Annotated in this window: 24 protein-coding genes and 1 other annotated feature; of the genes, 17 read left to right on the top strand and 7 right to left on the bottom strand. The window is 38.3% G+C overall.

All coding sequences use genetic code 11. The annotated features are described in order from the left end of the window. Positions 1-83 precede the first annotated feature (83 nt). The 3 genes from acuC to acuA are packed head-to-tail and all read right to left on the bottom strand — an operon-like array spanning position 84 to position 2,541. Positions 84-1,250 carry an acetoin utilization protein AcuC gene (gene acuC / locus GFJ36_RS24025; protein WP_097889191.1) on the bottom strand — a complete coding sequence of 389 codons (1,167 nt, stop codon included), beginning with the start codon at positions 1,248-1,250 and terminating at the stop codon, positions 84-86. After that, positions 1,247-1,891, bottom strand: coding sequence for an acetoin utilization AcuB family protein (locus GFJ36_RS24020; protein ID WP_000634566.1), 645 nt, complete (start codon positions 1,889-1,891; stop codon positions 1,247-1,249). Before GFJ36_RS24020 ends, acuC begins: the two co-directional genes overlap by 4 nt. Before the next feature lie 17 nt (positions 1,892-1,908). Further along, on the bottom strand, positions 1,909-2,541 hold the full coding sequence (gene acuA, locus GFJ36_RS24015) for an acetoin utilization protein acetyltransferase AcuA (RefSeq protein ID WP_000581396.1): 633 nt from the start codon (positions 2,539-2,541) through the stop codon (positions 1,909-1,911). Between the two features lie 176 nt (positions 2,542-2,717). On the opposite strand from acuA, the gene acsA reads away from it, so the two are divergent. The 6 genes from acsA to tyrS all read left to right on the top strand — a co-directional run bounded on the left by acsA (position 2,718) and on the right by tyrS (position 7,985). After that, a complete protein-coding gene (gene acsA / locus GFJ36_RS24010; protein WP_087985422.1) occupies positions 2,718-4,436 on the top strand; it encodes an acetate--CoA ligase in 1,719 nt (572 codons plus the stop codon). Between the two features lie 83 nt (positions 4,437-4,519). Next, entirely contained in the window at positions 4,520-5,077 is a 558-nt protein-coding gene (locus GFJ36_RS24005; RefSeq protein ID WP_157349751.1) for a maltose acetyltransferase domain-containing protein, read from the top strand. Between the two features lie 66 nt (positions 5,078-5,143). Beyond that, positions 5,144-5,599 carry a hypothetical protein gene (locus tag GFJ36_RS24000; RefSeq protein WP_087985420.1) on the top strand — a complete coding sequence of 152 codons (456 nt, stop codon included), beginning with the start codon at positions 5,144-5,146 and terminating at the stop codon, positions 5,597-5,599. Beyond that, the gene (locus GFJ36_RS23995) at positions 5,580-6,125 is read left to right on the top strand and encodes an RNA polymerase sigma factor (RefSeq protein WP_088064576.1); all 546 of its coding nucleotides are present in this window, start codon (positions 5,580-5,582) and stop codon (positions 6,123-6,125) included. The genes GFJ36_RS24000 and GFJ36_RS23995 overlap by 20 nt, the downstream gene beginning before the upstream one ends. Then, positions 6,106-6,351, top strand: a complete 246-nt coding sequence (locus GFJ36_RS23990) for a hypothetical protein (RefSeq protein WP_088064575.1) — start codon at positions 6,106-6,108, stop codon at positions 6,349-6,351. Before GFJ36_RS23995 ends, GFJ36_RS23990 begins: the two co-directional genes overlap by 20 nt. Positions 6,352-6,428: 77 nt before the next feature. Beyond that, positions 6,429-6,658 (top strand) — a binding site (T-box leader). A gap of 70 nt (positions 6,659-6,728) precedes the next feature. Continuing rightward, positions 6,729-7,985 carry a tyrosine--tRNA ligase gene (tyrS, locus tag GFJ36_RS23985; protein ID WP_046956195.1) on the top strand — a complete coding sequence of 419 codons (1,257 nt, stop codon included), beginning with the start codon at positions 6,729-6,731 and terminating at the stop codon, positions 7,983-7,985. A 78-nt stretch (positions 7,986-8,063) separates the two neighbouring features. Here the strand turns inward: tyrS and GFJ36_RS23980 are convergent, their stop codons facing one another. Continuing rightward, positions 8,064-8,366, bottom strand: a complete 303-nt coding sequence (locus GFJ36_RS23980) for a YjdJ family protein (protein WP_088609305.1) — start codon at positions 8,364-8,366, stop codon at positions 8,064-8,066. Positions 8,367-8,516: 150 nt separating this feature from the next. On the opposite strand from GFJ36_RS23980, the gene GFJ36_RS23975 reads away from it, so the two are divergent. Beyond that, a complete protein-coding gene (locus GFJ36_RS23975; protein ID WP_087985417.1) occupies positions 8,517-8,645 on the top strand; it encodes a transporter in 129 nt (42 codons plus the stop codon). A 54-nt stretch (positions 8,646-8,699) separates the two neighbouring features. On the opposite strand, the gene rpsD is transcribed toward GFJ36_RS23975, so the two are convergent. After that, positions 8,700-9,302, bottom strand: coding sequence for a 30S ribosomal protein S4 (gene rpsD / locus GFJ36_RS23970; protein ID WP_000135322.1), 603 nt, complete (start codon positions 9,300-9,302; stop codon positions 8,700-8,702). 400 nt (positions 9,303-9,702) lie between these two features. On the opposite strand from rpsD, the gene megL reads away from it, so the two are divergent. Next, complete coding sequence (megL, locus tag GFJ36_RS23965) at positions 9,703-10,881, top strand: methionine gamma-lyase (protein WP_088609304.1); 1,179 nt, start codon at positions 9,703-9,705, stop codon at positions 10,879-10,881. 62 nt (positions 10,882-10,943) lie between these two features. Here megL and GFJ36_RS23960 read toward each other — a convergent pair whose 3' ends face one another. Further along, positions 10,944-11,423: a GAF domain-containing protein gene (locus GFJ36_RS23960; RefSeq protein WP_087985415.1), complete on the bottom strand. Its 480-nt coding sequence runs from the start codon at positions 11,421-11,423 to the stop codon at positions 10,944-10,946. A gap of 147 nt (positions 11,424-11,570) precedes the next feature. On the opposite strand from GFJ36_RS23960, the gene refZ reads away from it, so the two are divergent. Further along, the gene (gene refZ, locus GFJ36_RS23955) at positions 11,571-12,209 is read left to right on the top strand and encodes a forespore capture DNA-binding protein RefZ (RefSeq protein WP_087985414.1); all 639 of its coding nucleotides are present in this window, start codon (positions 11,571-11,573) and stop codon (positions 12,207-12,209) included. Positions 12,210-12,220: 11 nt separating this feature from the next. Here the strand turns inward: refZ and GFJ36_RS23950 are convergent, their stop codons facing one another. Beyond that, entirely contained in the window at positions 12,221-13,165 is a 945-nt protein-coding gene (locus GFJ36_RS23950; RefSeq protein WP_088609303.1) for a DMT family transporter, read from the bottom strand. 124 nt (positions 13,166-13,289) lie between these two features. On the opposite strand from GFJ36_RS23950, the gene GFJ36_RS23945 reads away from it, so the two are divergent. From GFJ36_RS23945 to GFJ36_RS23910, 8 genes are all read left to right on the top strand, one after another. Next, positions 13,290-14,132 carry a LysR family transcriptional regulator gene (locus tag GFJ36_RS23945; RefSeq protein ID WP_088064571.1) on the top strand — a complete coding sequence of 281 codons (843 nt, stop codon included), beginning with the start codon at positions 13,290-13,292 and terminating at the stop codon, positions 14,130-14,132. Between the two features lie 207 nt (positions 14,133-14,339). Next, positions 14,340-16,052 (top strand): septation ring formation regulator EzrA, encoded by a 1,713-nt coding sequence (gene ezrA / locus GFJ36_RS23940; RefSeq protein ID WP_060486568.1) that lies wholly within the window; start codon positions 14,340-14,342, stop codon positions 16,050-16,052. A gap of 228 nt (positions 16,053-16,280) precedes the next feature. Next, on the top strand, positions 16,281-17,423 hold the full coding sequence (locus GFJ36_RS23935) for a cysteine desulfurase family protein (RefSeq protein ID WP_098230306.1): 1,143 nt from the start codon (positions 16,281-16,283) through the stop codon (positions 17,421-17,423). A gap of 6 nt (positions 17,424-17,429) precedes the next feature. Then, the gene (thiI, locus tag GFJ36_RS23930; RefSeq protein WP_060486566.1) at positions 17,430-18,644 is read left to right on the top strand and encodes a tRNA uracil 4-sulfurtransferase ThiI; all 1,215 of its coding nucleotides are present in this window, start codon (positions 17,430-17,432) and stop codon (positions 18,642-18,644) included. 80 nt (positions 18,645-18,724) lie between these two features. Further along, positions 18,725-18,922, top strand: coding sequence for an alpha/beta-type small acid-soluble spore protein (locus GFJ36_RS23925; protein ID WP_000091640.1), 198 nt, complete (start codon positions 18,725-18,727; stop codon positions 18,920-18,922). A 176-nt stretch (positions 18,923-19,098) separates the two neighbouring features. Then, the gene (mbcS, locus tag GFJ36_RS23920) at positions 19,099-20,685 is read left to right on the top strand and encodes an acyl-CoA synthetase MbcS (RefSeq protein WP_098230307.1); all 1,587 of its coding nucleotides are present in this window, start codon (positions 19,099-19,101) and stop codon (positions 20,683-20,685) included. Positions 20,686-20,788: 103 nt separating this feature from the next. Further along, complete coding sequence (locus GFJ36_RS23915) at positions 20,789-21,220, top strand: VOC family protein (RefSeq protein ID WP_088048009.1); 432 nt, start codon at positions 20,789-20,791, stop codon at positions 21,218-21,220. Between the two features lie 88 nt (positions 21,221-21,308). Continuing rightward, entirely contained in the window at positions 21,309-22,877 is a 1,569-nt protein-coding gene (locus GFJ36_RS23910) for an amidohydrolase (protein WP_098230308.1), read from the top strand. Positions 22,878-22,965 lie beyond the last annotated feature (88 nt).

Genomic DNA, 22,965 nt, shown 5'->3' with positions numbered 1-22,965 from the left:
TATATCGACTTACCGACAGAAACCGACAATAATAGCAAGCTATAAATAAAAGGAGGCTATTCAAAAACGAGCCTCCTTTTCGTTTAGTACAAAGATTTTGTCATATTATTCCGAATTATTTCAAGGGATTTCGTTACAGTTAATGCGTTCTTTTCTTCAATTTCAGGTTTACGGGGGATCGGTTTATACATGTTGTCTGGATCTTCCCATGTGAGGGGAAGTTCTGTTTCAGCTTGTCCTTTCCAAGCGTCAATCCATTCTGGAGGGAGATAACCTGAGATGTTTTGGATGTTGTTCATTTCGAGCCAAATGAGTGCCCAAGCTCTTGGGACGACGCGCCAGTGGTCATAGCCACCGCCGCCGACAGCGATCCAGCGACCTTCGCAATATTCATTAGCGATTTCGCGAGCGAGCTTCGGTATTTCACGGTAAATATTCATCGTTGCGCAAAGATGTGTAAGTGGGTCGTAATAATGTGCGTCAGCGCCGTTTTGCGTTAAAATAATATCCGGTTTAAAGTATGCGGCAACTTCTTTTACGACAGTGCGATATGAATTTAAAAACGATTCGTCTTCTGTAAAGGCATCGAGTGGAACGTTAAAAGAATAACTATAGCCATTACCTTGTCCGCGTTCATTTACAGCACCAGTTCCAGGGAATAAATAACGCCCAGTTTCATGTAGTGAAATGGTGCATACGTTAGGATCGTCGTAAAAAGACCACTGTACACCATCACCGTGATGAGCATCTGTATCAATATATAAAACACGTAAACCGTATTTTTTCTGTATATATTTCATTGCGATGGAACTATCGTTATAAATACAAAAGCCAGATGCTTTACCACGGAAGCCGTGATGTAAGCCGCCACCTAAATTGAGAGCGTGTTTTACTTTCCCGGAAAGAACAGCATCGACAGCTGTTAACGTACCACCAACGAGTAATGCGCTTGCTTCGTGCATATTGGGAAACATCGGTGTATCTTCTGTTCCGAGTCCATATGTCATCGCAATTGATTTTTCTAACTTACCTTCTCCAGCACGTTTTACCGCATTTATGTACTCCTCTGTATGAATGTAGGCGATCTCTTCATCTGTAGCCATCCGTGGTGAGATGATTTGAGAAGGAGAGATGAAACCACCCTTTTGTAATAAATCATACGTAAGTGTGACGCGCAGTTGGTTAAAAGGATGATCAGGGCTAAACGAATAGCCCCGAAAGTCATCCGAATAAATAAACGCGCTACTCATGCTTGCATCCCCATAATGTTCGGCCATAATACGCGGTAGCCTTCTGCTTCAAGTGCATCAATCACTTTTAGAGGATTCATCGTTTGAATGCGGAAAACGAGTACTTTATCATTCTCATCTTTTGCTGGGTAGACGAGAACACTCACGATATTGATTTGTAAATCACTAAAAATAGCAACGACTTTTCCGAGAATACCAGGTTCATTTTTTACTTGAATTTCAATTTGTGAACTCGGTTGATGTGCCCCTGTTAATTTCACTAACGTGTGCAGTACAGTAGATTCAGAAATGATTCCAACTAACTTTCCAGCCTTTGTAACAGGAAGACAACCAATTTTATTTTCAAAAAATAAAGTAGCAATTTCCTCAACGAAATCGAGAGGATGGCAAGTCATAACAGGGTGTTTCATAATAAGTTCAAGCGGTTGCTTCAGCATATCGAGTGAAACTTGTTCATCTAAAATAGACGGACTTGCATCTCTTACATCCCGATCAGAAATAATGCCTACGACATGATTATTTTGATCGACAATTGGAATGTGCCGAATGCCTTTCGTGCGTATCGTTCGGATTGCTGTTTCGATTGTATCGTTTGGATGTAGTGTCACCACATCTTGATTCATAATTTCTTCTACAATCATTCCAGTTGCCCCCTTTATTAGTACATAAAACGATTGTGAAAACGTAGACGATCAAATGCTTGAATAGAATCCGTATCAACGCGTTTACCGATGCGGACCATTAAACAGTTAGCAGGATGTGAACAAATTTCAGGATCATCTGTAGCCATCCATTGTAACCCGCCAGCATTCATCATCTTTTCCATTACTTTTCGGTACTCCCAAACATTTAAGCCTGTTTGTTTTAAATCCCAATGCCAATAATATTCAGTCGTCAATATAATGTAATCTTCCATATAATCGTCCATCATGGAAACTTCTAATAAGTTCTTTCCGACAGCGCAACCACGGAAGGCAGGGACAACTTCAATCGCCCCGAGTTCAATTAAGTTTTCCATCTTTCCTTCTGACCATCGTTCAAGTGGATCAGGATACAAGTATGTAACATATCCAACAATCGTTTGGTCATGTCTAGCAATAATGAGACGAGCTTCTGGCAATTTAGAAATTTCGACAATTGCTTTATATTGCTGTTCGGCAGGACGAAACGCAACTAAATCTGGATGAAATTCATACATTTCTAAGTTATGTGTAGAGACAGGCCCTTCAATAATTAAAGTGCCTTTCGCTGTTTTTAAGTTTCTAGCATTATATATTTTTTTATGAATCAATGTATTGCTCACCACCTTGAGGGTTTGTGAATCTATTAATATCGTACTTTATAATATATGCGATGTGAATCGAATTTTGTCATTAAAAATTTGTCTAAAAATCAACAAATATACTGAAAATTTTAAATAATATCATTATAATAGATAATAGAATACATAGGAGGGGGATGTAAAGTATGAAAGTAGAAACGCTTCCTGTCATTAAAGGAGAAAATAATTTGCCGAATTATGATGAGGCATACGCGAATTTTAACTGGGAAGAGGTTAATAAAAACTTTACTTGGAATGAAACAGGCCGAGTAAATATGGCGTATGAGGCAATTGATAAGCATGCGAAATCCGATCGTAAAAATAAAGTAGCCCTTTATTATCAAGATGGATCGCGAAAAGAGAAATATACATTTAAGGAAATGAAGGATTTTTCTAATAAAGCAGGAAACGTCCTGAAAAATTATGGCGATGTAGAAAAAGGCGATCGCGTTTTTATTTTTATGCCGCGTTCTCCAGAATTATATTTTGCACTTTTAGGTGCAGTGAAATTAGGAGCAATCGTTGGTCCGCTATTTGAAGCATTTATGGAAGGCGCAGTTCGCGATCGTTTAGAAGATAGCGAAGCGAAGGTGTTAATTACAACTCCTGAATTGTTAGAGCGCGTACCATTAAATGATTTACCTGCTTTAAAAACAGTCTTCCTTGTTGGAGATAATGTAGAAGAAGGCGGTAAAACGGTAGCGTTCAATCCTTTATTTGAACAAGCTTCAAAAGAATTACATATCGAATGGTTAGGCCGTGAAGACGGTTTAATTCTACATTACACATCTGGTTCTACCGGTAAACCAAAAGGTGTTCTTCATGCGCAAAATGCAATGGTGCAGCACCATCAAACGGCGAAATGGGTATTAGATTTAAAAGAAGACGATGTATATTGGTGTACAGCTGACCCAGGCTGGGTAACTGGAACAGCTTACGGTATTTTCGCACCGTGGTTAGTGGGGGCATCAAATGTTGTTTTAGGTGGCCGCTTTAGTCCAGAAGCGTGGTATGAAGCACTGCAAGATTACGGTGTAACAGTTTGGTACAGTGCGCCAACAGCGTTCCGTATGTTAATGGGAGCTGGACAAGACGCAATTAAAAAGTATGATTTATCACAAGTTCGTCACGTATTAAGCGTTGGTGAACCGTTAAATCCAGAAGTAATTCGCTGGGGTATGAACGCATTTGGACTTCGTATTCATGATACGTGGTGGATGACAGAAACAGGTGGACAAGTTATTTGTAACTACCCTTGTATGGAAATCCGTCCAGGTTCAATGGGTAAACCAATTCCAGGTGTGAAAGCAGCGATTGTTGATAATGAAGGAAATGAAGTTCCTCCATACACAATGGGTAACTTAGCAATTGGTCAAGGTTGGCCAGCGATGATGCGTGGAATCTGGAATAACCAGCAAAAGTATGAATCTTACTTTATGCCGGGAGATTGGTACGTATCAGGTGACTCTGCTTATATGGATGAAGATGGATACTTCTGGTTCCAAGGGCGTATTGATGATGTAATTATGACGTCAGGTGAGCGAGTTGGTCCGTTTGAAGTAGAAAGCAAATTAATCGAGCATGCTGCTGTTGCAGAGGCTGGTGTAATTGGTATTCCTGATCCAGTGCGCGGGGAAATCATTAAAGCATTTATCGCGCTTCGAGCAGGATATGAACCATCTGATGAATTAAAAGAAGAGATTCGTCAATTTGTAAAGAAAGGCCTAGCAGCTCATGCAGCGCCAAGACAAATTGAATTTAGAGATAAATTACCGAAAACGAGAAGTGGTAAAATTATGCGCCGCGTATTAAAAGCGTGGGAATTAAACTTACCAACAGGTGACTTATCAACGATGGAAGATTAAGAGAGGAAGGTCTGAACGAAATAACGTTCAGACTTTTTTTATGTTATTATAAACTTATATATATAAGTTAAAGGGGTAATAAAATGAAAACAGAAAAAGAAAAGATGATACTAGGAGAAATGTACATACCAGCTGATCCAGTTTTAGTTCAAGAGAGGGAGCAAGCTCGTATATTAACGAGAAAATTAAATGAAACGCCAGAAGTAAAATTAAAAGAGCGTAGCGAAATCGTAAAAGAACTATTCGGAACGACTGGAGATAACATTCATCTTGAATCTTCTTTTAGATGTGATTATGGCTATAACATTCACGTTGGCGAAAATTTTTACGCGAACTTTGACTGTACCATTTTAGACGTATGCCCGGTGACAATCGGAGTGAACTGTATGTTAGCTCCAGGAGTTCACATTTATACAGCAACACACCCGCTTGATCCAGTAGAGCGCATAAGCGGATCAGAATACGGAAAACCAGTTACAATTGGTGATAACGTATGGATTGGCGGAAGAGCGATTATTAATCCTGGTGTAACAATTGGAGATAATGCGGTGATCGCATCTGGCGCCATTGTAACGAAAGATGTGCCGGACAATGTAGTAGTTGGCGGAAATCCTGCGAAGATTATTAAAAAAATAAAATAATATTTGAACGAAGTGCCTTCCTCGTCTGTATACATTTATGAAAGAATAGATGAGGGAGGCTTTTTTATGTCTAATAAATTACTTCTTGCTTTTGCTTTAATTGGAATTATAGTTGTATTTTCTTGTGGGTTGCTATTACCGATGCCAATCGGATTTAAAGTATCAATGATTACAGCTGGGGTCATGATGATTATTATGTTTTCAATCATTATTCCATTTGATAGAAAACATATAGTAAGAAAAAATGGATATAAAATTGATTTTACAAAAACAAAAGTGTATTTTCGCTGGAATGTATTTGATACGATTTCGGCTTGTCTTGCAGTGTATGCATGCATATGTGTGCAAGCATTAAATATTTTAGTTTCAACCGGTCACACAATACAAAACCCGTATGTTCAATTTTTTACGAATCAATCGCAAGTATGGATTATTGTCGCAAGTGCATATTTAATTTCCCGTATTTCATTAACGTTAAAAGGAATAAAGGAGATCAAAAATCATGGCGCAGATTGGGATTGAGGAGGAGCTCATGCTTGCGTATCAAAGTGGAGATAAACAGGCGGGAGAAAAACTATATGTTTTAATCAAACCAGCGCTATACACATTTTTGTATCGATTTAACCGAGACGAACAATTAAGTATCGACCTTGTGCAAGATACGTTTTTGACGCTAGAGCGTAAGAAACATATGTATGAACTTGAAAAAGGCAAAATAAAAACGTATTTATTTCAAATTGGTTATCGTCTCATGATTAATAAATTAAATAGAAGAAAAAAGTGGCATACGCTTTTGCCATTTTTAGTGCCGATTCAGGAAAAAGAATTTTCCCACGAAGATCGGCTCACAGTAAGAGAAGCAATTTTGAAAGTTCCGGAAGAGCAGCGAGCTGTCCTTATTCTTTCTTATTATCATGATATGCAGCAAAAAGAGATTGCTGAGATATTAAACATTCCGATTGGAACAGTGAAGTCGAGACTTCATAACGGGATAAAGAAATTGAAACAATTGCTGGAGGTGGATGAAATTGAGCGAAAATCCCTTTAAAAGTGAATATAAATTAAAGCAGCATTTAGATAGTGATTATGTAGAAATACCAGATTTTCCAAAAACGGTAAGTCGCTTCGATCGATTAATCGGATTTCTTGGTTCTCCAGCGAAAGATCCTGTGGAGGCGACGATTGGGAACGATTTATCTGTTGTGTTTCATGTATCGTTATTAGTTGGAGTTCCAATTCTTTCTCTTATTACGATACTCTTTGCGACGTTGTAAAGGATTAGCAAGAAGAGAAACTCGACCTCTATTTGACACGCCTATATAAATGATGGTATAAAGAAAAGTATATGAATAATTGAGCGTGGAAAGGGAGAAGTAGTGATCATTTCCCTGTTTTAGAGAGCTGATGGCCGGTGAAAATCAGCACATAGATGATCGCGAATTACGCCCCTAGAGCATCTTTTTTCGATTGAATTGTATTCAAAAGGGAAAAGACGGTGCTAAGCCGTTATGTAAATAAGGTGGTAGGCTTTTTTTTGCCTGCAACTAGGGTGGTAACGCGATAATCAAAATCGTCCCTTATTTGAAGGGGCGATTTTTTTATGTTTTCAACCTTCACGCCAGTAATGAACTTAAAGGAGAGTATGTAGGATATGGGTATTTTACAAGATCTTGAATTTCGCGGTCTAATTAATCAGCAAACAGACGCTGAGGGACTTGAGCAATTATTAGAAAAAGAAAGCGTTAAATTATACTGTGGTTTCGATCCGACAGCGGATAGCTTACACATCGGTCATATGTTACCAGTATTAATGTTACGTCGCTTCCAATTAGCTGGTCACCAACCAATCGCACTTGTTGGCGGTGGTACTGGTATGATCGGTGACCCAAGTGGTAAAAAAGCAGAACGTACATTAAATACGAAAGATACAGTTGCTTACTACACAGAAAGCATTAAAAACCAACTTTCAAACTTCTTAGAGTTTGAAAACGTGGACAACCCAGCAACAATGGCTAACAACTATGACTGGCTTGGTAACTTAGATGTAATTTCATTCTTACGCGATATCGGTAAAAACTTCGGTTTAAACTATATGTTAGCAAAAGATACAGTAGCATCTCGTTTAGATACTGGTATTTCATTCACTGAGTTTAGTTATATGATTTTACAATCATACGACTTCTTAAACTTATACCAAAACCATAATTGCCGCTTGCAAATCGGTGGTAGTGACCAATGGGGTAACATTACAGCTGGTCTTGAATTAATCCGTAAATCAGAAGAAGATGCGAAAGCATTTGGTTTAACAATTCCACTAGTTACGAAATCTGACGGTACGAAGTTTGGTAAAACAGAAGGCGGCGCAATTTGGTTAGACCCAGAAAAAACAACTCCTTACGAGTTCTACCAATTCTGGATTAACACAGATGACCGCGACGTTGTTAAATACTTAAAATACTTCACATTCTTATCTCATGAAGAAATTCTTGAGCTTGAGAAGCAAGTAGCTGAAGCACCAGAAAAACGTGCAGCACAAAAAGCATTAGGTGCTGAAATGACAAAACTTGTTCACGGCGAAGAAGCATTAGAGCAAGCGATTAAAATTTCAGCTGCATTATTCAGCGGTTCTGTAGCAGAACTGACTGCAAGCGAAATCGAACAAGGGTTCAAAGACGTACCATCTGTAGAACGTACTGCAGAAGATACAGTATTAATCGACTTACTTGTAGAAAGCAAAATCTCTCCATCAAAACGTCAAGCACGTGAAGATGTAACGAACGGCGCAATCTACGTAAACGGTGAGCGTACACAAGCATTAGACTACGTTGTAACAGAAAACGACCGCATCGAAGGTAAATTCACAATCATTCGCCGCGGTAAAAAGAAATATTTCTTAATTCGTTACTAATCAGAAACGAATATAAAACAAATAGTACCCCGAATTGTAGGCTGAAAAGTTTATGATTCGGGTTTTTTATGTATGAATTTAGATTACCTTACGAGTTCTTGTAAATAGAATATGAAGAATTAATATGAGCATATAAAGTAAGCTACTGAGCATAACAATAAATGCTGTTGGATAAAATTTTGCTGCATATATAAAGAAATCGATTTGATAAATATCTTCGTAACTTGAAACGGTGCCTTTAAAGTAATTCGTAAACTTAGCGCTATATTTCCATTCATCAGGATCATCTATTAAATTACTTCCCTGATACCAATTAATAAGTGCGGAAGTAATAAACAGCATACATGCACTACCTAATTGAACCATTTGATTTATTGTCAAAATGAATCAACCCCCTATTTTATGGTTATTATAGCGTGCATTCGTATTCCTGTAACCTTTTTGTTGTAATCTCCTTTTCGAGTTCATACGGAAATCACATGTAAGCGGTATGATAAATGTATAACAACTAGAAAGGAGTGGTAAAACAAAATGTCACTAGAAGCGCTCATTATTTTTTCTTTGCTAAACGCGGGTCAGCTTGCAGAGAATTCGAAGGTGGATGTACATAAAGAGCAGAAAGATGCTTATGTATACGTTCAACAAGAGGAAAATAAATAATTTTATTTTATATATAAACGAAAAAAGCCAATCCAGAGGATTGGCTTTTTGTCATTAACGAGAGTAGAACTCTACGATTAATGCTTCGTTGATTTCAGCTGCTAACTCAGAACGCTCAGCGTGACGAGTGTAAGTAGCTTCTAATTTATCAGCATCGAAAGTTAAGTATTCTGGTACGAAGTTGTTAACTTCGATCGCTTCTTTAACAACAACAAGGCTGTTAGATTTTTCGCGAACGCTGATTGTTTGACCAGGTTTTACACGGTAAGATGGGATATCTACGCGAGATCCATCAACTGTGATGTGGCCGTGGTTTACTAATTGGCGAGCTGCACGACGAGTGCGAGCTAAGCCCATACGGTAAACTAGGTTGTCAAGACGAGCTTCAAGAAGGATCATGAAGTTTTCGCCGTGCTTACCAGGCATTTTACCTGCTTGGTCAAATGTGCGACGGAATTGACGCTCAGTCATACCGTACATGTGACGAAGTTTTTGTTTCTCTTGTAATTGTAAACCGTATTCTGAAAGTTTCTTACGTTGGTTAGGACCGTGAGGACCTGGTGCGTAAGGGCGTTTTTCTAATTCTTTTCCTGTGCCGCTTAGAGAGATTCCAAGACGACGAGACAGTTTCCAAGCTGGACCTGTATAACGAGCCATAGTTGACTCCTCCTTTAAAAATGTTTTTATTTACGTAAAATAAAAACAGACGTAATCGATATTTACGGGCATTTTGTTTTCATGTACCTTCGCTCCAGCAGCAGGGAGTTACGAGATACACCTCCGTAGAGGAACAAAATACAAACGATAAACTCACATTACAAGGCTGCCTTTTTATTTTACACAAACGCTATTATATCTTTTACCCAGAGTTTCGTCAAGCAAGTACGTTTTTGTTTTATGCATATAAATTTTGGAAATGAACAAGAAGGAATTTAAAACGATATAAAAGAAGTGATAGAAACACAAATGAAACGCTTACATAAAATATAGTAAAAAATGTTCATTAATTTTTTGTTGATGAATATGCGGGAATAAAAACATAAAAGGGGATGTTTTTATGAAAAAGAAGCATATGGAGACAGCGTTAATTCATCACGGGTATACATCTGAGGAACATAAAGGAAGTTTAACACCACCGTTATTTCAAACGTCTACATTTACATTTGAGACTGCGCAGCAAGGAGAGGCGAGTTTTGCGGGAGTGGATCCGTCTTATATTTACTCAAGACTTGGAAATCCAACTGTAAAATTATTTGAAGAACGTATGGCGGTGTTAGAAGGAGGAGAAGAAGCACTTGCTTTCGGATCAGGAATGGCAGCTATTTCAGCAACGTTAATTGGCTTTTTAAAAGCTGGAGATCATATTATTTGTTCAAATGGATTATACGGGTGCACGTACGGTTTTTTAGAAGTGTTAGAAGAGAAATTTATGATTACGCATTCGTTTTGTGATATGGAGACAGAGGATGATGTCGAAAATAAAATCCGTCCGAATACAAAGATTATTTTCGTTGAAACACCGATTAATCCAACGATGAAATTAATCGATTTAAAACAAGTTATTCGGGTTGCGAAGCGAAATGGCTTACTTGTCGTTGTTGATAATACGTTTTGTTCACCTTATTTACAAAGACCGCTTGAACTTGGTTGTGATGCGGTTGTTCATAGTGCGACAAAATATATTGGTGGTCATGGCGATGTTGTGGCGGGTGTAACGATTTGTAAAACGAAAGCATTAGCTGAAAAAATTCGCCCGATGCGTAAAGATATCGGCGGCATTATGGCGCCGTTTGATGCGTGGTTATTGTTACGTGGATTAAAGACGTTAGCGGTAAGGATGGACCGTCATTGTGATAATGCAGAAAAAATTGTCTCGTTTCTGAAAAATCATGATGCGGTAGAAGGTGTTTGGTATCCAGAAGGGGAGTTAGCATCTCGCCAAATGAAACGGGGCGGTGGTGTGATTTCTTTTTCAATTAAAGGCGGAAAAGAAGAGACGCAAGCGTTTATCAATGACCTTCACTTTATTACAATTGCCGTAAGTTTAGGGGATACAGAAACGTTAATTCAGCACCCAGCAACGATGACACACGCTGCGATTCCAACTGAGCTAAGACAAGAAATGGGTATTTACGATAATTTAATACGTTTATCTGTCGGTTTAGAATCATGGGAAGATATCGTTTCTGATTTAGAACAGGCACTAAAGAAAGTATCTACTGTTAGTAATCAATAAAAAAGAGTGAGCTATCGGTTTCGTACGTGATGTACGCAATCGATAACTCACTCTTTTCTTTTTTAAATATGTTTTAGGAGTGTTTCCACAAACTTTTCTAAATAGCGCTGATCTACTTCATCAAAACGATTTTTTTCAGGGCTATCAATATCAAGTACACCAATGACATTTCCTTCTTTCACGATCGGTACAACGATTTCTGAATTCGAAGCACTGTCGCAAGCGATATGTCCTGGAAATTGGTGAACGTCTGCTACAAGCTGCGTTGTTTTTGTTTCAGCTGCAACGCCGCAAACGCCTCGTCCAAATGGAATGCGCACGCAAGCAGGCATTCCTTGGAAAGGTCCAAGAACAAGCTGATTTCCGTCTGTTACATAAAAGCCAACCCAATTCACACGATCTAAAAATTGATTTAATAATGCGGACGCATTTGATAAGTTTGCGACTACGTTCGGTTCGCCAGTTAATAATGCATCCAGTTGTTTAATTACTGTCTCGTATTGCTCTTCACGAGAACCTGCATAACTTTCTTTTGTAAACATGGAAACAACTCCCTTTTTATCGAGATGTGTAAAATATTAGCAAAATACAATGTATTTCACATGACTTTGTCGATAGAAAATTAAAGGAATTTGTCTTAAAAGTCAAGAAATTTAAACTATAGCTGTTCAGTGAGAGGAAGTGAGCGCATGAAACAGACGAAACAAAAAGTAATTGATGCGGCAATATCGTTGTTTAACACGAAAGGTTATGATGGAACGTCGGTGCGAGAAATTGCAAAGCGAGCGGATGTGAATGTAGCGAATATTTCATATTATTTTGCTGGAAAGCAAGGTTTATTAGAACAGCTTATTACTGACTTTTTAGAAGGATATATTCATGTGATTGAAATGTCGTTCGAACAGAGAGAATATTTGTCGGCTAAAGATGTGATGGTGCAAATGGTGCGTGAGATTTTACGATATCAATTTGAAAATAGGGAACTGACACGTTTCTTCTACCGAGAGCTTTCACTTGATACGACATTAATTCGCGAAGTGATGACCATTTACTTTTCTAAAGAAAGATATTATATAGAGCAAATGATTAGACAGGGACAAATGAAGCAAGAGTTTAAAAAGGTATCTTTTACAATGTTTATGACGCAATTAAAAGGTATGATGAATATGCCGTTTTTATATCCACAATATATATCAGAAGTGCTGCATTCTTTTCCGTCTGAGACATTTTTCATAGAAATGTACACGAAAGAAATTGAACAATGGATGGAGCAAACATTATGTATAACGAATATGTACTATGAATTGCCAAGAGCTGTTCATATGTGAAAAATCCCCACCTAACGAACTGAGGTGGGGATTTTTGTGCTTTCTTTCCTTTGCCATGCATTGTTGCATAATAGCGCAATAATTGTTAATGAGGCTCCGGCAATTTCAATTTTGTCGACTGTATAACCTCGAAAGATGGAACCGATAAGTGCAAGTACAGGAACTAAATTCATAAATAATATGCCGTTAATAGATGAAATATAGCGATTTCCTGTGTTCCAGCAAAATACAGCGATAACACCTGCAACAATCGACATATACAAGAGTTCAAAACGAACGCTCATAATGGTACGAAGTGACGGCATAGTAACGATGTTTGTGTACGTGAAGAAAGCGACAATAACGATGAGTGAAATGGAGCCGAATAAACAAGTTAACGTCGTATATCGAAGTGGTGACCAAGATTGAAAACGAGCACCACCGTTCGTGTAAATGACCCAGCAAGTAACGCCGCATAGCATAAGTATATTTGTTGAGAGGTGACTGGCAGATCCAAATAATAAGTGAATATTTCCTTTTGAAATGACGAGCATAACACCGAGCAATGCAACGAACATACAAAGGAATGTGTAGTTTTGTGGGCGTTTGTTTTTTGTTATCCACTGCAATAATAAAGCGATGAGTGGCATAAGAGACTGAATCATCGCAGCATGAATGGCCCCAGAAGGCCCAGCAAGTTGTTGGCCGTAAAAAATGAGAAAACCATATCCAGCGAAACCGACTGTTCCGTAAAAGAATAACGAAAGTGTTCTTTTCTCTAAGCGGAGTGAAGTTTTTCCTTCAGTAATGAATAGCAAAATAAGAAAAATAATAGCTGCTGATCCGTATCGGATAGTTGTGAAGAAGAACGGATCAATAAACTGCAGGGCATTTGCCATGACAGGAAACATAAATCCCCAAGCCGTTACGGCAAGTAAGCATAGGAGGGATCCGAGTAGCATTTGTTTTTTGTCCAAGAGTATCTTTCCCCTTTACATTTCGTTATAGTAAGTTGATGAAATAAGTATAAAGAGTAATTGTTTATAGAAGGAAATATCGATTTTTTATGACAGTTATAACTTTATGTTAGAGGTGTGTACGATGGATTTGGAGGCAGTACGATCGTTTCTTGAAGTAAAGAATACGCGAAGTTTATCAAAGGCGAGTAAGCTTTTACATATTTCTCAACCGGCGCTTAGTAAACAAATTCAAAGGTTAGAAGCGGGCTTAGAGGTTACTTTACTGAAGCGTTCCGCACAAGGAGTGGAGTTAACAGAAGCTGGAGAGTTATTTATAACAAGAATGTTACCGATTTTGGAACACATATATGAAGTGAAAGCCGAAATGAAGAATTTTCAAGAGAAGCGGAAAATTTCTATAGGCATATTGCCAAGTTTAGCAGCTCATTACATATCAAAATGTAAAGATGTATTAGGTGACGGATTCGAAGTAGAATGGAAAATTGAGCATACGAAAGTACTAATGGGACTCTTTAAAGAACGGAAGATTGAAGCGATGTTCGTCGATTCAGTAGTAGAAGACGCTACGTGTATAAAAGAAATGCGAGTAGAAAAAATTGTTTGTGTCGTTTCAAATGATCATCTTTATAAAGAGAAAACAGTGATCCGAATGGAAGATTTGCAAAATGAAAAGTTAATCGTATACCCAGAAATCTGTGATGTAAGGAAAATGATTACGAATATGTTTCAGGGGATAGGTGCGAAACCAATCATTGCATTTGAAACTTCTTATGCAGAACCGATGCTTGCGATGGTCGGAGCTGGACTTGGTATTACGTTACTTCCAGAAATGTCAGTAAAGCAAGCGGTAAAGCAAGGGAATGTGCATGCGATTTCTATTGAACCACCACTTGCACGCAAAATTTATTTCGTATCCCATATGGAAGAGAACCCGTTATTGCAATCATTTGATGATGGAAGCTAATCCAAACAGAAGATTGAGAAAGATTACAATTGCATTGAAAGAAACATGAAATTTTAAAAAAAACTAGGTCAAAAACAAGCCATTACATGGTATGATTAGTACATTGTTAGTTGTTAAATATAGGGGGATTCCCTTTTTATACATAATGCCTTCCATTTCATAAACGGAACGGACAAAAAAAGAGATATAACTAGGAGGCTTTTTTGCATGGATTCTATCCTGACGATCGTTATCATTGTAGTAAGCTCTATTCTAGTGCTGCTCATGATAGAGCTTGTGATAAGAAATCGTTCATATAAAGATATTGAAGCACTGGAGCAGTGGAAACAAGAGATAAAAGATAAACCTGTGGCAGATGAACTAAAACGGGTGAAAGATTTAAACATGACGGGTCAAACAGAAGAACTGTTTGGTAAATGGCGTGAAGAATGGGATGAGATTGTATCAACAACCCTTCCGAAAGCAGACAAAGATTTAGCGCAAGCGCGAAAATTCGCCTCGCAATTCTCCTTCCGAAAAGCAAAGCATGCGATGAATGAATCCATAAGTGGTTTAGATGACGCTGATAATCGTATTACAGATATTTTAAATGAATTACAGCAATTGTTAGAAAGCCATGAAAAAAATAGCTCGGAAATTGAAGAGTTACGTGATACATATCGTAGTATGAAGAAGAGTGTTCTTGCTCATAGACATATGTATGGAGCAGCAGAGCAGAAAATCGAAGAGATGCTAGATGCTGAATCTAATAAGTTTAAAAGCTTTGAAGAGGCAACAGATAATGGTGACTATTTAAAAGCGAGAGAAATTGTTATTAGTTTAGAAGAAGGTTTGGCAAGCTTAGAAATCATTATTCATCAAATTCCGGATTTATTGGTAGAGTGTCAAGCGACGTTACCAGTTCAGCTGGAAGATTTATTACAAGGACATAATGATATGGTAAGACAAGGTTATGTATTAGAGTATTTGGAAGTCCCTAAAGAAGTTCGTGATATGACGACACAACTACACACATGTTTAATGGATATACAGGAGCTTCATATAACAGAAGCCGCTGAAAAAGTAGAAAACTTAAAAACGCGTTTAGATGGCTTCTATGATCAACTGGAACAAGAAGTACATGCGAGACATTATGTGGAGCAAAAAACACTTTCTGTTTATGAAGACTTAGAAGAAATTCGTACTGAAACGATTGAAACAAAAGCAGAAACACAACTTGTGAAACAAAGTTATCAGCTACAAGATAAGGACATTGAGTCTCAAAAAGTAATTGAAAAGCAAATGCATATTTTAACGAAACGTTTTGAAATGCTGCGATTACGAGTTGCGGAACAAGATATAGCCTTCTCTATTATTCGTGAGGAACTAGAAGAGGTTTATGAGCAATGTGAAACGTTAAAAGTACTTCATGCAGAATATAAAGAAATGCTGCAAACGATGCGTAAAGAAGAATTTGAAGCACGTGAGAAGTTACAAGAAATGCGAAATATCATTTTTGAAACGAAACGTTTTATGCAAAAGTCGAATTTGCCAGGTCTTCCAGAAAGCATTATGGAAGATTTACAAAGAGGACAAATGGCAATGCAAGCTGTATATGAACAGTTAGAAGTGAAACCGTTAAATATGAATGCTGTAAATAGCAGTTTAGAAGAAGCGTACACAACTGTTAATGGTGTAGCTGAAATGACAGAAGAGTTAATTGGACAAGCGTATTTAGTTGAAAAATTAATTCAATACGGTAATCGTTACCGCAGTCATGATGAGAACCTTGCAGAGAGCTTAAATTATGCGGAGAAATTATTCCGTGAATATCAATACGATGCAGCTTTAGAACAAGCGGCTTCTGTACTAGAGCAACTTGAACCTGGCGTTGTTCAAAAAATAGCTGAATATGTAGACAATGAACAAACCCTTTCATAAGGGTTTGTTTTTTTGTGTAATTTTGGGGACGATGTTGCTATAATGAATAGCGGAATACAGTAAGGTTATTCGTTTTAAAATATAGTGAAACTGTAGTCAGTAGGGTCATCCTCGCTAATTATCGGCCTTCACAATCGGGATAAAATGGAACCTTTGAGTAGTCTTAGCGTAATTACACGTATTTGTGATATGATTATATGATGTGATAGCGCTGAAAGGGGAAGAACGATGATCTATTTTGATAATAGTGCGACGACGAAGCCATATCCAGAAGCCCTTCAATCGTACGTAACGGTTGCTGGAAAATATTTTGGAAACCCTTCTTCTATTCATTCGCTTGGAGGAGAGGCAGAGCGTCTATTAACACAATCAAGAACGATTGCAGCGCAGCTTCTTCACGTTAAACCTTCTGAGATTATTTTCACATCAGGTGGAACGGAAGGGAATAACCTTGCGATTAAAGGAATAGCGATGAGGAATCGTTCGCGCGGTAAACATATTATTACAACAAATATTGAACACGCGTCTGTGTTTGAAGCATATAAACAATTAGAAGATCTCGGTTTTGATGTAACATATTTACCGGTTAATGAGCATGGTGTTGTATCGGTAGAGGATGTAAAACGAGCACTTCGTGAAGATACGATTCTTGTGTCAATTATTCACGTGAACAACGAGACTGGAGCAATTCAGCCTGTTGCTGAAATTGGAACGTTATTATCGAACTATCCGAAAATAAGATTCCATGTGGACCATGTACAAGGGATAGGAAAAGTACCGCTTGATTTATATGCTTCTCATATTGATCTTTGCTCAATATCTGGACATAAATTCCACAGTGTAAAAGGAACGGGTCTTCTTTATGTACGTGATGGCGTAAGATTAGATCCAATTTTATCAGGTGGTCAACAAGAGCTTAAGTATCGCTCTGGTACAGAAAACTTACCTGGCATTGTAGCGATGGTGAAAGCACTTCGCATGACAATGGAACAAGTGAAAGAAAAGATAGCTCATTTGCAAAATTTACAAACAGAGCTTGTCCGTTTCTTGAAAGAGATGGAAGATGTAACGATTAATACGTCGCTTGCATATGCAGCACCGCACATTTTAAATGTGTCATTTGTTGGTTTAAAACCAGAAGTGGTCGTTCATGCTTTAGAAGAGCACGGTGTATATGTATCGACGAAGTCTGCTTGTTCTTCAAAAGCAAATGAAGTGAGCAGAGTGTTAGTGTCAATGGGAGTACCCCATGCCGCTGCTGCAAGTGCTATTCGTATTAGTTTGGCACCAGAAAACACGATGGAAGAAGTAAAACAATTTGAAGGTATTGTGAAAGAGACGCTGCCAAAATTATATGAAGTGATGAGGTAAAGGAATATGATGACATATGAATATATTTTAGTTCGTTATGGAGAGATGACGACTAAAGGTAAGAACCGCTCTAAATTTGTAAGCACATTGAAAGATAACGTAAAGTTCAAGCTGAAAAAGTTCCCAAATATTAAAATCGATGCAACGCATGACCGTATGTACATTCAATTAAATGGCGAAGACCATGAAGCAATTTCTGAAAGATTGAAAGATGTATTCGGTATTCATAAGTTTAACTTAGCGATGAAAGTACCATCAGAATTAGAAGATATTAAAAAGGGTGCATTAGCAGCTTTCTTACAAGTAAAAGATGATGTGAAAACTTTTAAAATTACAGTGCACCGTTCTGATAAGCGCTTCCCAATGAAGACGATGGAGTTACTTCCAGAAATCGGTGGACACATTTTAGAAAATACAGAGGATATCACAGTAGATGTTCATAATCCAGATGTGAATGTACGTATAGAAATTCGCAGTGGTTACAGCTATATTATGTGTGGTGAGCATATGGGAGCTGGTGGTTTACCAGTTGGTGTTGGCGGAAAAGTAATGGTACTTCTTTCTGGTGGTATCGATAGCCCAGTAGCAACGTACTTAACGATGAAACGCGGCGTGTCTGTGGAAGCAGTTCATTTCCATAGCCCACCTTTCACAAGCGAGCGTGCAAAACAAAAAGTAATCGATTTAGCACAAGAGTTAACGAAGTACTGTAAACGTGTAACGCTTCACCTTGTTCCATTTACAGAAGTGCAAAAAACGATTAATAAAGAAATTCCATCTAGCTATTCAATGACAGTTATGCGCCGTATGATGATGCGTATTACAGAGCGTATCGCAGAGGAGCGTAATGCACTTGCAATTACGACTGGTGAAAGTCTTGGACAAGTAGCAAGCCAAACGTTAGATAGTATGCATACAATCAACGAGGTAACAAACTATCCGGTTATTCGTCCACTTATTACGATGGATAAATTAGAAATTATTAAAATCGCTGAAGAAATCGGCACATATGATATTTCAATTCGTCCGTACGAAGATTGCTGTACAGTATTCACACCAGCAAGCCCATCGACGAAGCCAAAGCGTGAAAAAGCGAATCGTTTTGAAGCGAAGTACGATTTCACACCATTAATCGATGAAGCTGTAGCGAACAAAGAAACAATGGTATTACAAACGGTAGAAGTAGTGGCGGAAGAAGACAAATTCGAAGAACTTTTCTAAAACCATAAATTACCATATCTAAAACGTGTATGAAGTCATGTTATTTATCACACTCTATACTCACAAGGAGGTGATATAACATGTCACGTAGCACAAATAAATTAGCGGTTCCTGGTGCTGAATCAGCATTAGACCAAATGAAATACGAAATCGCTCAAGAGTTTGGTGTTCAACTTGGAGCAGATGCAACAGCTCGCGCTAACGGTTCTGTTGGTGGTGAAATCACTAAACGTCTAGTTTCACTAGCTGAGCAACAATTAGGTGGTTACCAAAAATAATCCCATATAAGATGGCTTAGAAAGAGCGGGTTTTCCCGCTCTTTCTTTTTGTTGTTTGCATCGGTATACATTCATTTCGACATAGACATAAAAAATTTGTCAAAAGAAGAGGGTTCAAAATTAACTGAAAATTCTTTATTATATAAGGGAGGCATAGAAATGGAGGAGGATATTGTATGAAGAGAGAGAAATTGTTGGCGCCACCGTCTTATAATTTAGTTTCTGAAATAGAGAAATATACAGGTGATAAAGATAAGCTTGCTTTAATTTGGCAAGATGATAAAGGGAATAGACGAGAAGTTACATACGCTGAGCTTATGAAAGGTGCGAATAAAATTGGAAACGCTTTTATAAAGAGTGGTCTGCAAAAAGGGGACAAGCTCCTCATTATGATGCCGCGCTTAATTGAAGCGTACATGACGTATATCGCTGCGATTAAAGCAGGATTTGTCGTAATTCCGAGTTCGGAAATGTTGCGCAAAAAGGATATAGAATATCGCATTGGGCACGGGGAAGTAAAAGCAATCGTAAGTTATGAGCCGTACATTGGGCAGTTTGATGATATAGAAGCGATGGAATCTCTTCAAAAATTCGTTCTGAGCGAGCAGTCAGTAGATGGATGGATTAATTTAAAAACAGCGTTAGAAACAGAAAGTGACATGTTAGAAATGGCGAAGACTGATAAAGAAGATATGGTCTTTTTATCTTACACGTCAGGAACGACAGGAAACCCAAAAGGTGTTGTTCATACGCATGCGTGGGCATACGCTCATTTGCGCACGAGCGCTCCAAATTGGCTCGGAATTGAAGAGGATGATGTTGTATGGGCGACGGCTAGTCCAGGTTGGCAAAAGTGGATTTGGAGCCCGTTTTTAGCAACTCTCGGATCAGGAGCGACAGGATTTGTATACAACGGTAAATTTGAACCAAAAACGTATTTAAACTTATTAGGTGATAATAAGGTGAATGTGCTTTGTTGTACGCCGACTGAGTATAGATTAATGGCAAAAGTAGAAGACTTAAGTGAGTACAATTTAGAAGCGTTACATAGCGCTGTATCCGCAGGTGAGCCATTAAATAGAGAAGTCATTGAAACGTTCCAAAAGCACTTTAATATTACAGTAAGAGACGGCTACGGGCAAACGGAAAATACATTGCTTGTTGGTGTAATGAAAGGGATGGATATTAGACCGGGATCAATGGGAAAACCAACGCCAGGCAACCACGTTGATATTGTAGATGAAGAAGGTATTCCGGTACAGGTAGGAGAAGTTGGTGATATCGCAGTTCACATTGAAACGCCAGCCCTCTTTAAACAATATTATAAAGACGATGAGCGCACAGCGATGCAATTCCGCGGTGATTATTATATTACCGGTGATAAAGCGAAGAAAGATGAAGACGGCTATTTCTGGTTTGAAGGGCGCGGTGATGATATTATTATTAGCTCTGGTTATACAATTGGGCCGTTTGAAGTAGAAGATGCGCTTGTAAAACACCCTTACGTAAGAGAGTGTGCGGTTGTCGCAAGCCCTGATGAAATTCGCGGAAGTGTCGTGAAGGCATTTATCGTATTAAGAGAGAATATAGACAAGAATGAAGAAACATTAATTCCAGTACTCCAACAACACGTCAAAGAACTCACTGCACCATATAAATACCCTCGCAAAATTGAATTTGTAGATGAACTACCGAAAACGATTTCCGGAAAAATTCGCCGTATTGAACTTAGAAAACAAGAGATGGAGATTCCGTCAAAATAATTTTGAAAACAGTGAAGGAAATAGTTGAATGAAATGCCAAACAATGATAATATAAAAACGAACACAAGTTCGATTTTTATAAACTAAAAAAAGAGGTGTCCGTATGATTTTAGGTATTAATCCGTACTTAGTTTTAGATGGTAGTGGGCAAGAGGCTGTACAGTTTTATAAAGAGGCGTTAGACGCAAAAGTAGAAGTCATGCAAACTTTTGGTGATATGCCTGAAAATCCAGAATACCCGATTCCAGCTGAAGCAAAAGAGCGCGTTTTACATGCTACTTTAAAAGTTGGTAATACGGACCTTATGATTTCTGATACATTCCCAGGTCAAGGGCATGCAATAGGATCTCAAGTAACAATTGCAATTCAAATTAGTAATGCAGAAAAAGCGAAAGAAGTATTCGAAAAGTTACAAGAGGGTGGAGAAGTTATTATGCCACTTCAAGAAACGTTTTGGAGCCCAGCATACGGACAACTAAAAGATAAATTTAGCATTGAATGGCAAATTACAACGAACCCTACTGAACAAAAGTAATTTTTAGAAAAGCACCATTTTTAATCGAAATGGTGCTTTTTTTATACGCTCTAATTTCGTAGACTAAAGGGAAAAGGGGGATGAGCATATGGGAGAAATTTGGTATGGCGGCACCATTTACACGATGCGAGAAGAGAATGAAAAAGTAGGAGCTATTTATGTTGAAAAGGGCATGATTGTTGATGCTGGGAGTAAGGAAGAGCTAGAAAGTCGATATTCAGACGTGAAGTTGTATGACTTAAAAGGCAAAACGATGATCCCAGGTCTCGTTGATAGTCATATGCATCTTATTGGGCACGGGGAGAGGTTACTCCGTCTAGACTTATCAAATTGTACATCTTATAGCGATGTGTTGACTCTTGTTCAGAAGCGAGTAGAAGAAGCGCCAAAAGGTTCTTGGGTTATTGGAGAAGGCTGGAATGAAAATAATTTTACAGATACAAAACAAGTTCATGTACGTGATTTAGATGAAATCTCTAAAGAACACCCCATTTTATTAAAGCGCGTTTGTCGCCACGTTACATGGGTGAATTCATACATATTGCAAGAAGCGAACATAACAGAGACGACGCAAGACCCGAAAGGAGGAAAAGTCGGCCGGGACGCATTGAATAATTTAACAGGGCTTTTATATGAACAAGGACAAGAACTAATAAAACATGTTCAGCCTGAAATTGATGAAGCCTACTTACAAAGAGCTCTGCAAACAGCGATTAAAGATTGCTGGCAATACGGACTCGTCGGTGGGCATACGGAAGATTTAAATTATTACGGTGGTTTTAGAAAAACGCATAATGCGTTTTCTCATGTTATAAAAGAAATGCCCTTTAAAGCGCATTTGCTCGTTCACCATGAAGTGGCACATGAGCGAAAAGAATATGGAAATGAGCATTATATTGAATTTGGAGCGATGAAAATTTTTTCTGATGGCTCTTTTGGCGGAAGAACAGCTTTATTAAGTGAACCGTATGAAGATGCGCAGGAAACAAATGGAGTTGCAATCTTCTCACGTGAAGAGCTTGCGGAGTTAGTGAAAAAAGCACGGGATTTACATATGCCAGTTGCGATTCATACAATAGGTGATTTATCGCTTGAATATGTCATTGATGCACTTGAATTATATCCACCAGCAGAAGGTTTTCGCGATCGTATTATTCATTGTCAGTTAGCTCGTGAAGAATTGATTGAGAGAATGCAACACTTGCCGGCTATTATCGATATTCAGCCCGTCTTTGTGTCATCGGACTTCCCATCAGTCATTGAAAAACTAGGCGAGCATCGTCTTCGATATGCATATGCTTGGAAGACGTTACTAGAAGCGGGATTACACTGCAACGGTGGGTCTGACGCGCCAATTGAACAAGTGAATCCGTTTTTAGGCATATATAGTGCTGTTACACGTAGAAGTTTTATTGACGGCGTATGCTATATGCCAGAGGAAAGATTAACGGTATATGAAGCTATCTCTTTATTTACAACAGGAAGTGCCTATGCAATCGGAAAAGAAGCGAAGCGAGGGAAAATCGCAAAGGGATATGAAGCGGACTTTACGATAGTAGATCGAAATATATTTGAGGTAGAGGCAGAAGAAATAAAAGAAGTACAAGCAGAAATGACGGTAATTGATGGGAAGATTGTGTATAGGAAAGACGTGTGAAAATATATCGAATTACCGATAAAAAATGACAAGAATAGTGGTCGGTAGCGAGAGAAATAAATAACCGCCGAATTATGGGATCCCATAA

The organism is Bacillus sp. EE-W1, assembly GCF_009760835.1.
In the GTDB taxonomy this organism is placed as follows: domain Bacteria; phylum Bacillota; class Bacilli; order Bacillales; family Bacillaceae_G; genus Bacillus_A; species Bacillus_A wiedmannii.
The sequence above is the reverse complement of the archived record's forward strand: the minus strand, read 5'-3'. Positions and strand labels throughout refer to the sequence as shown.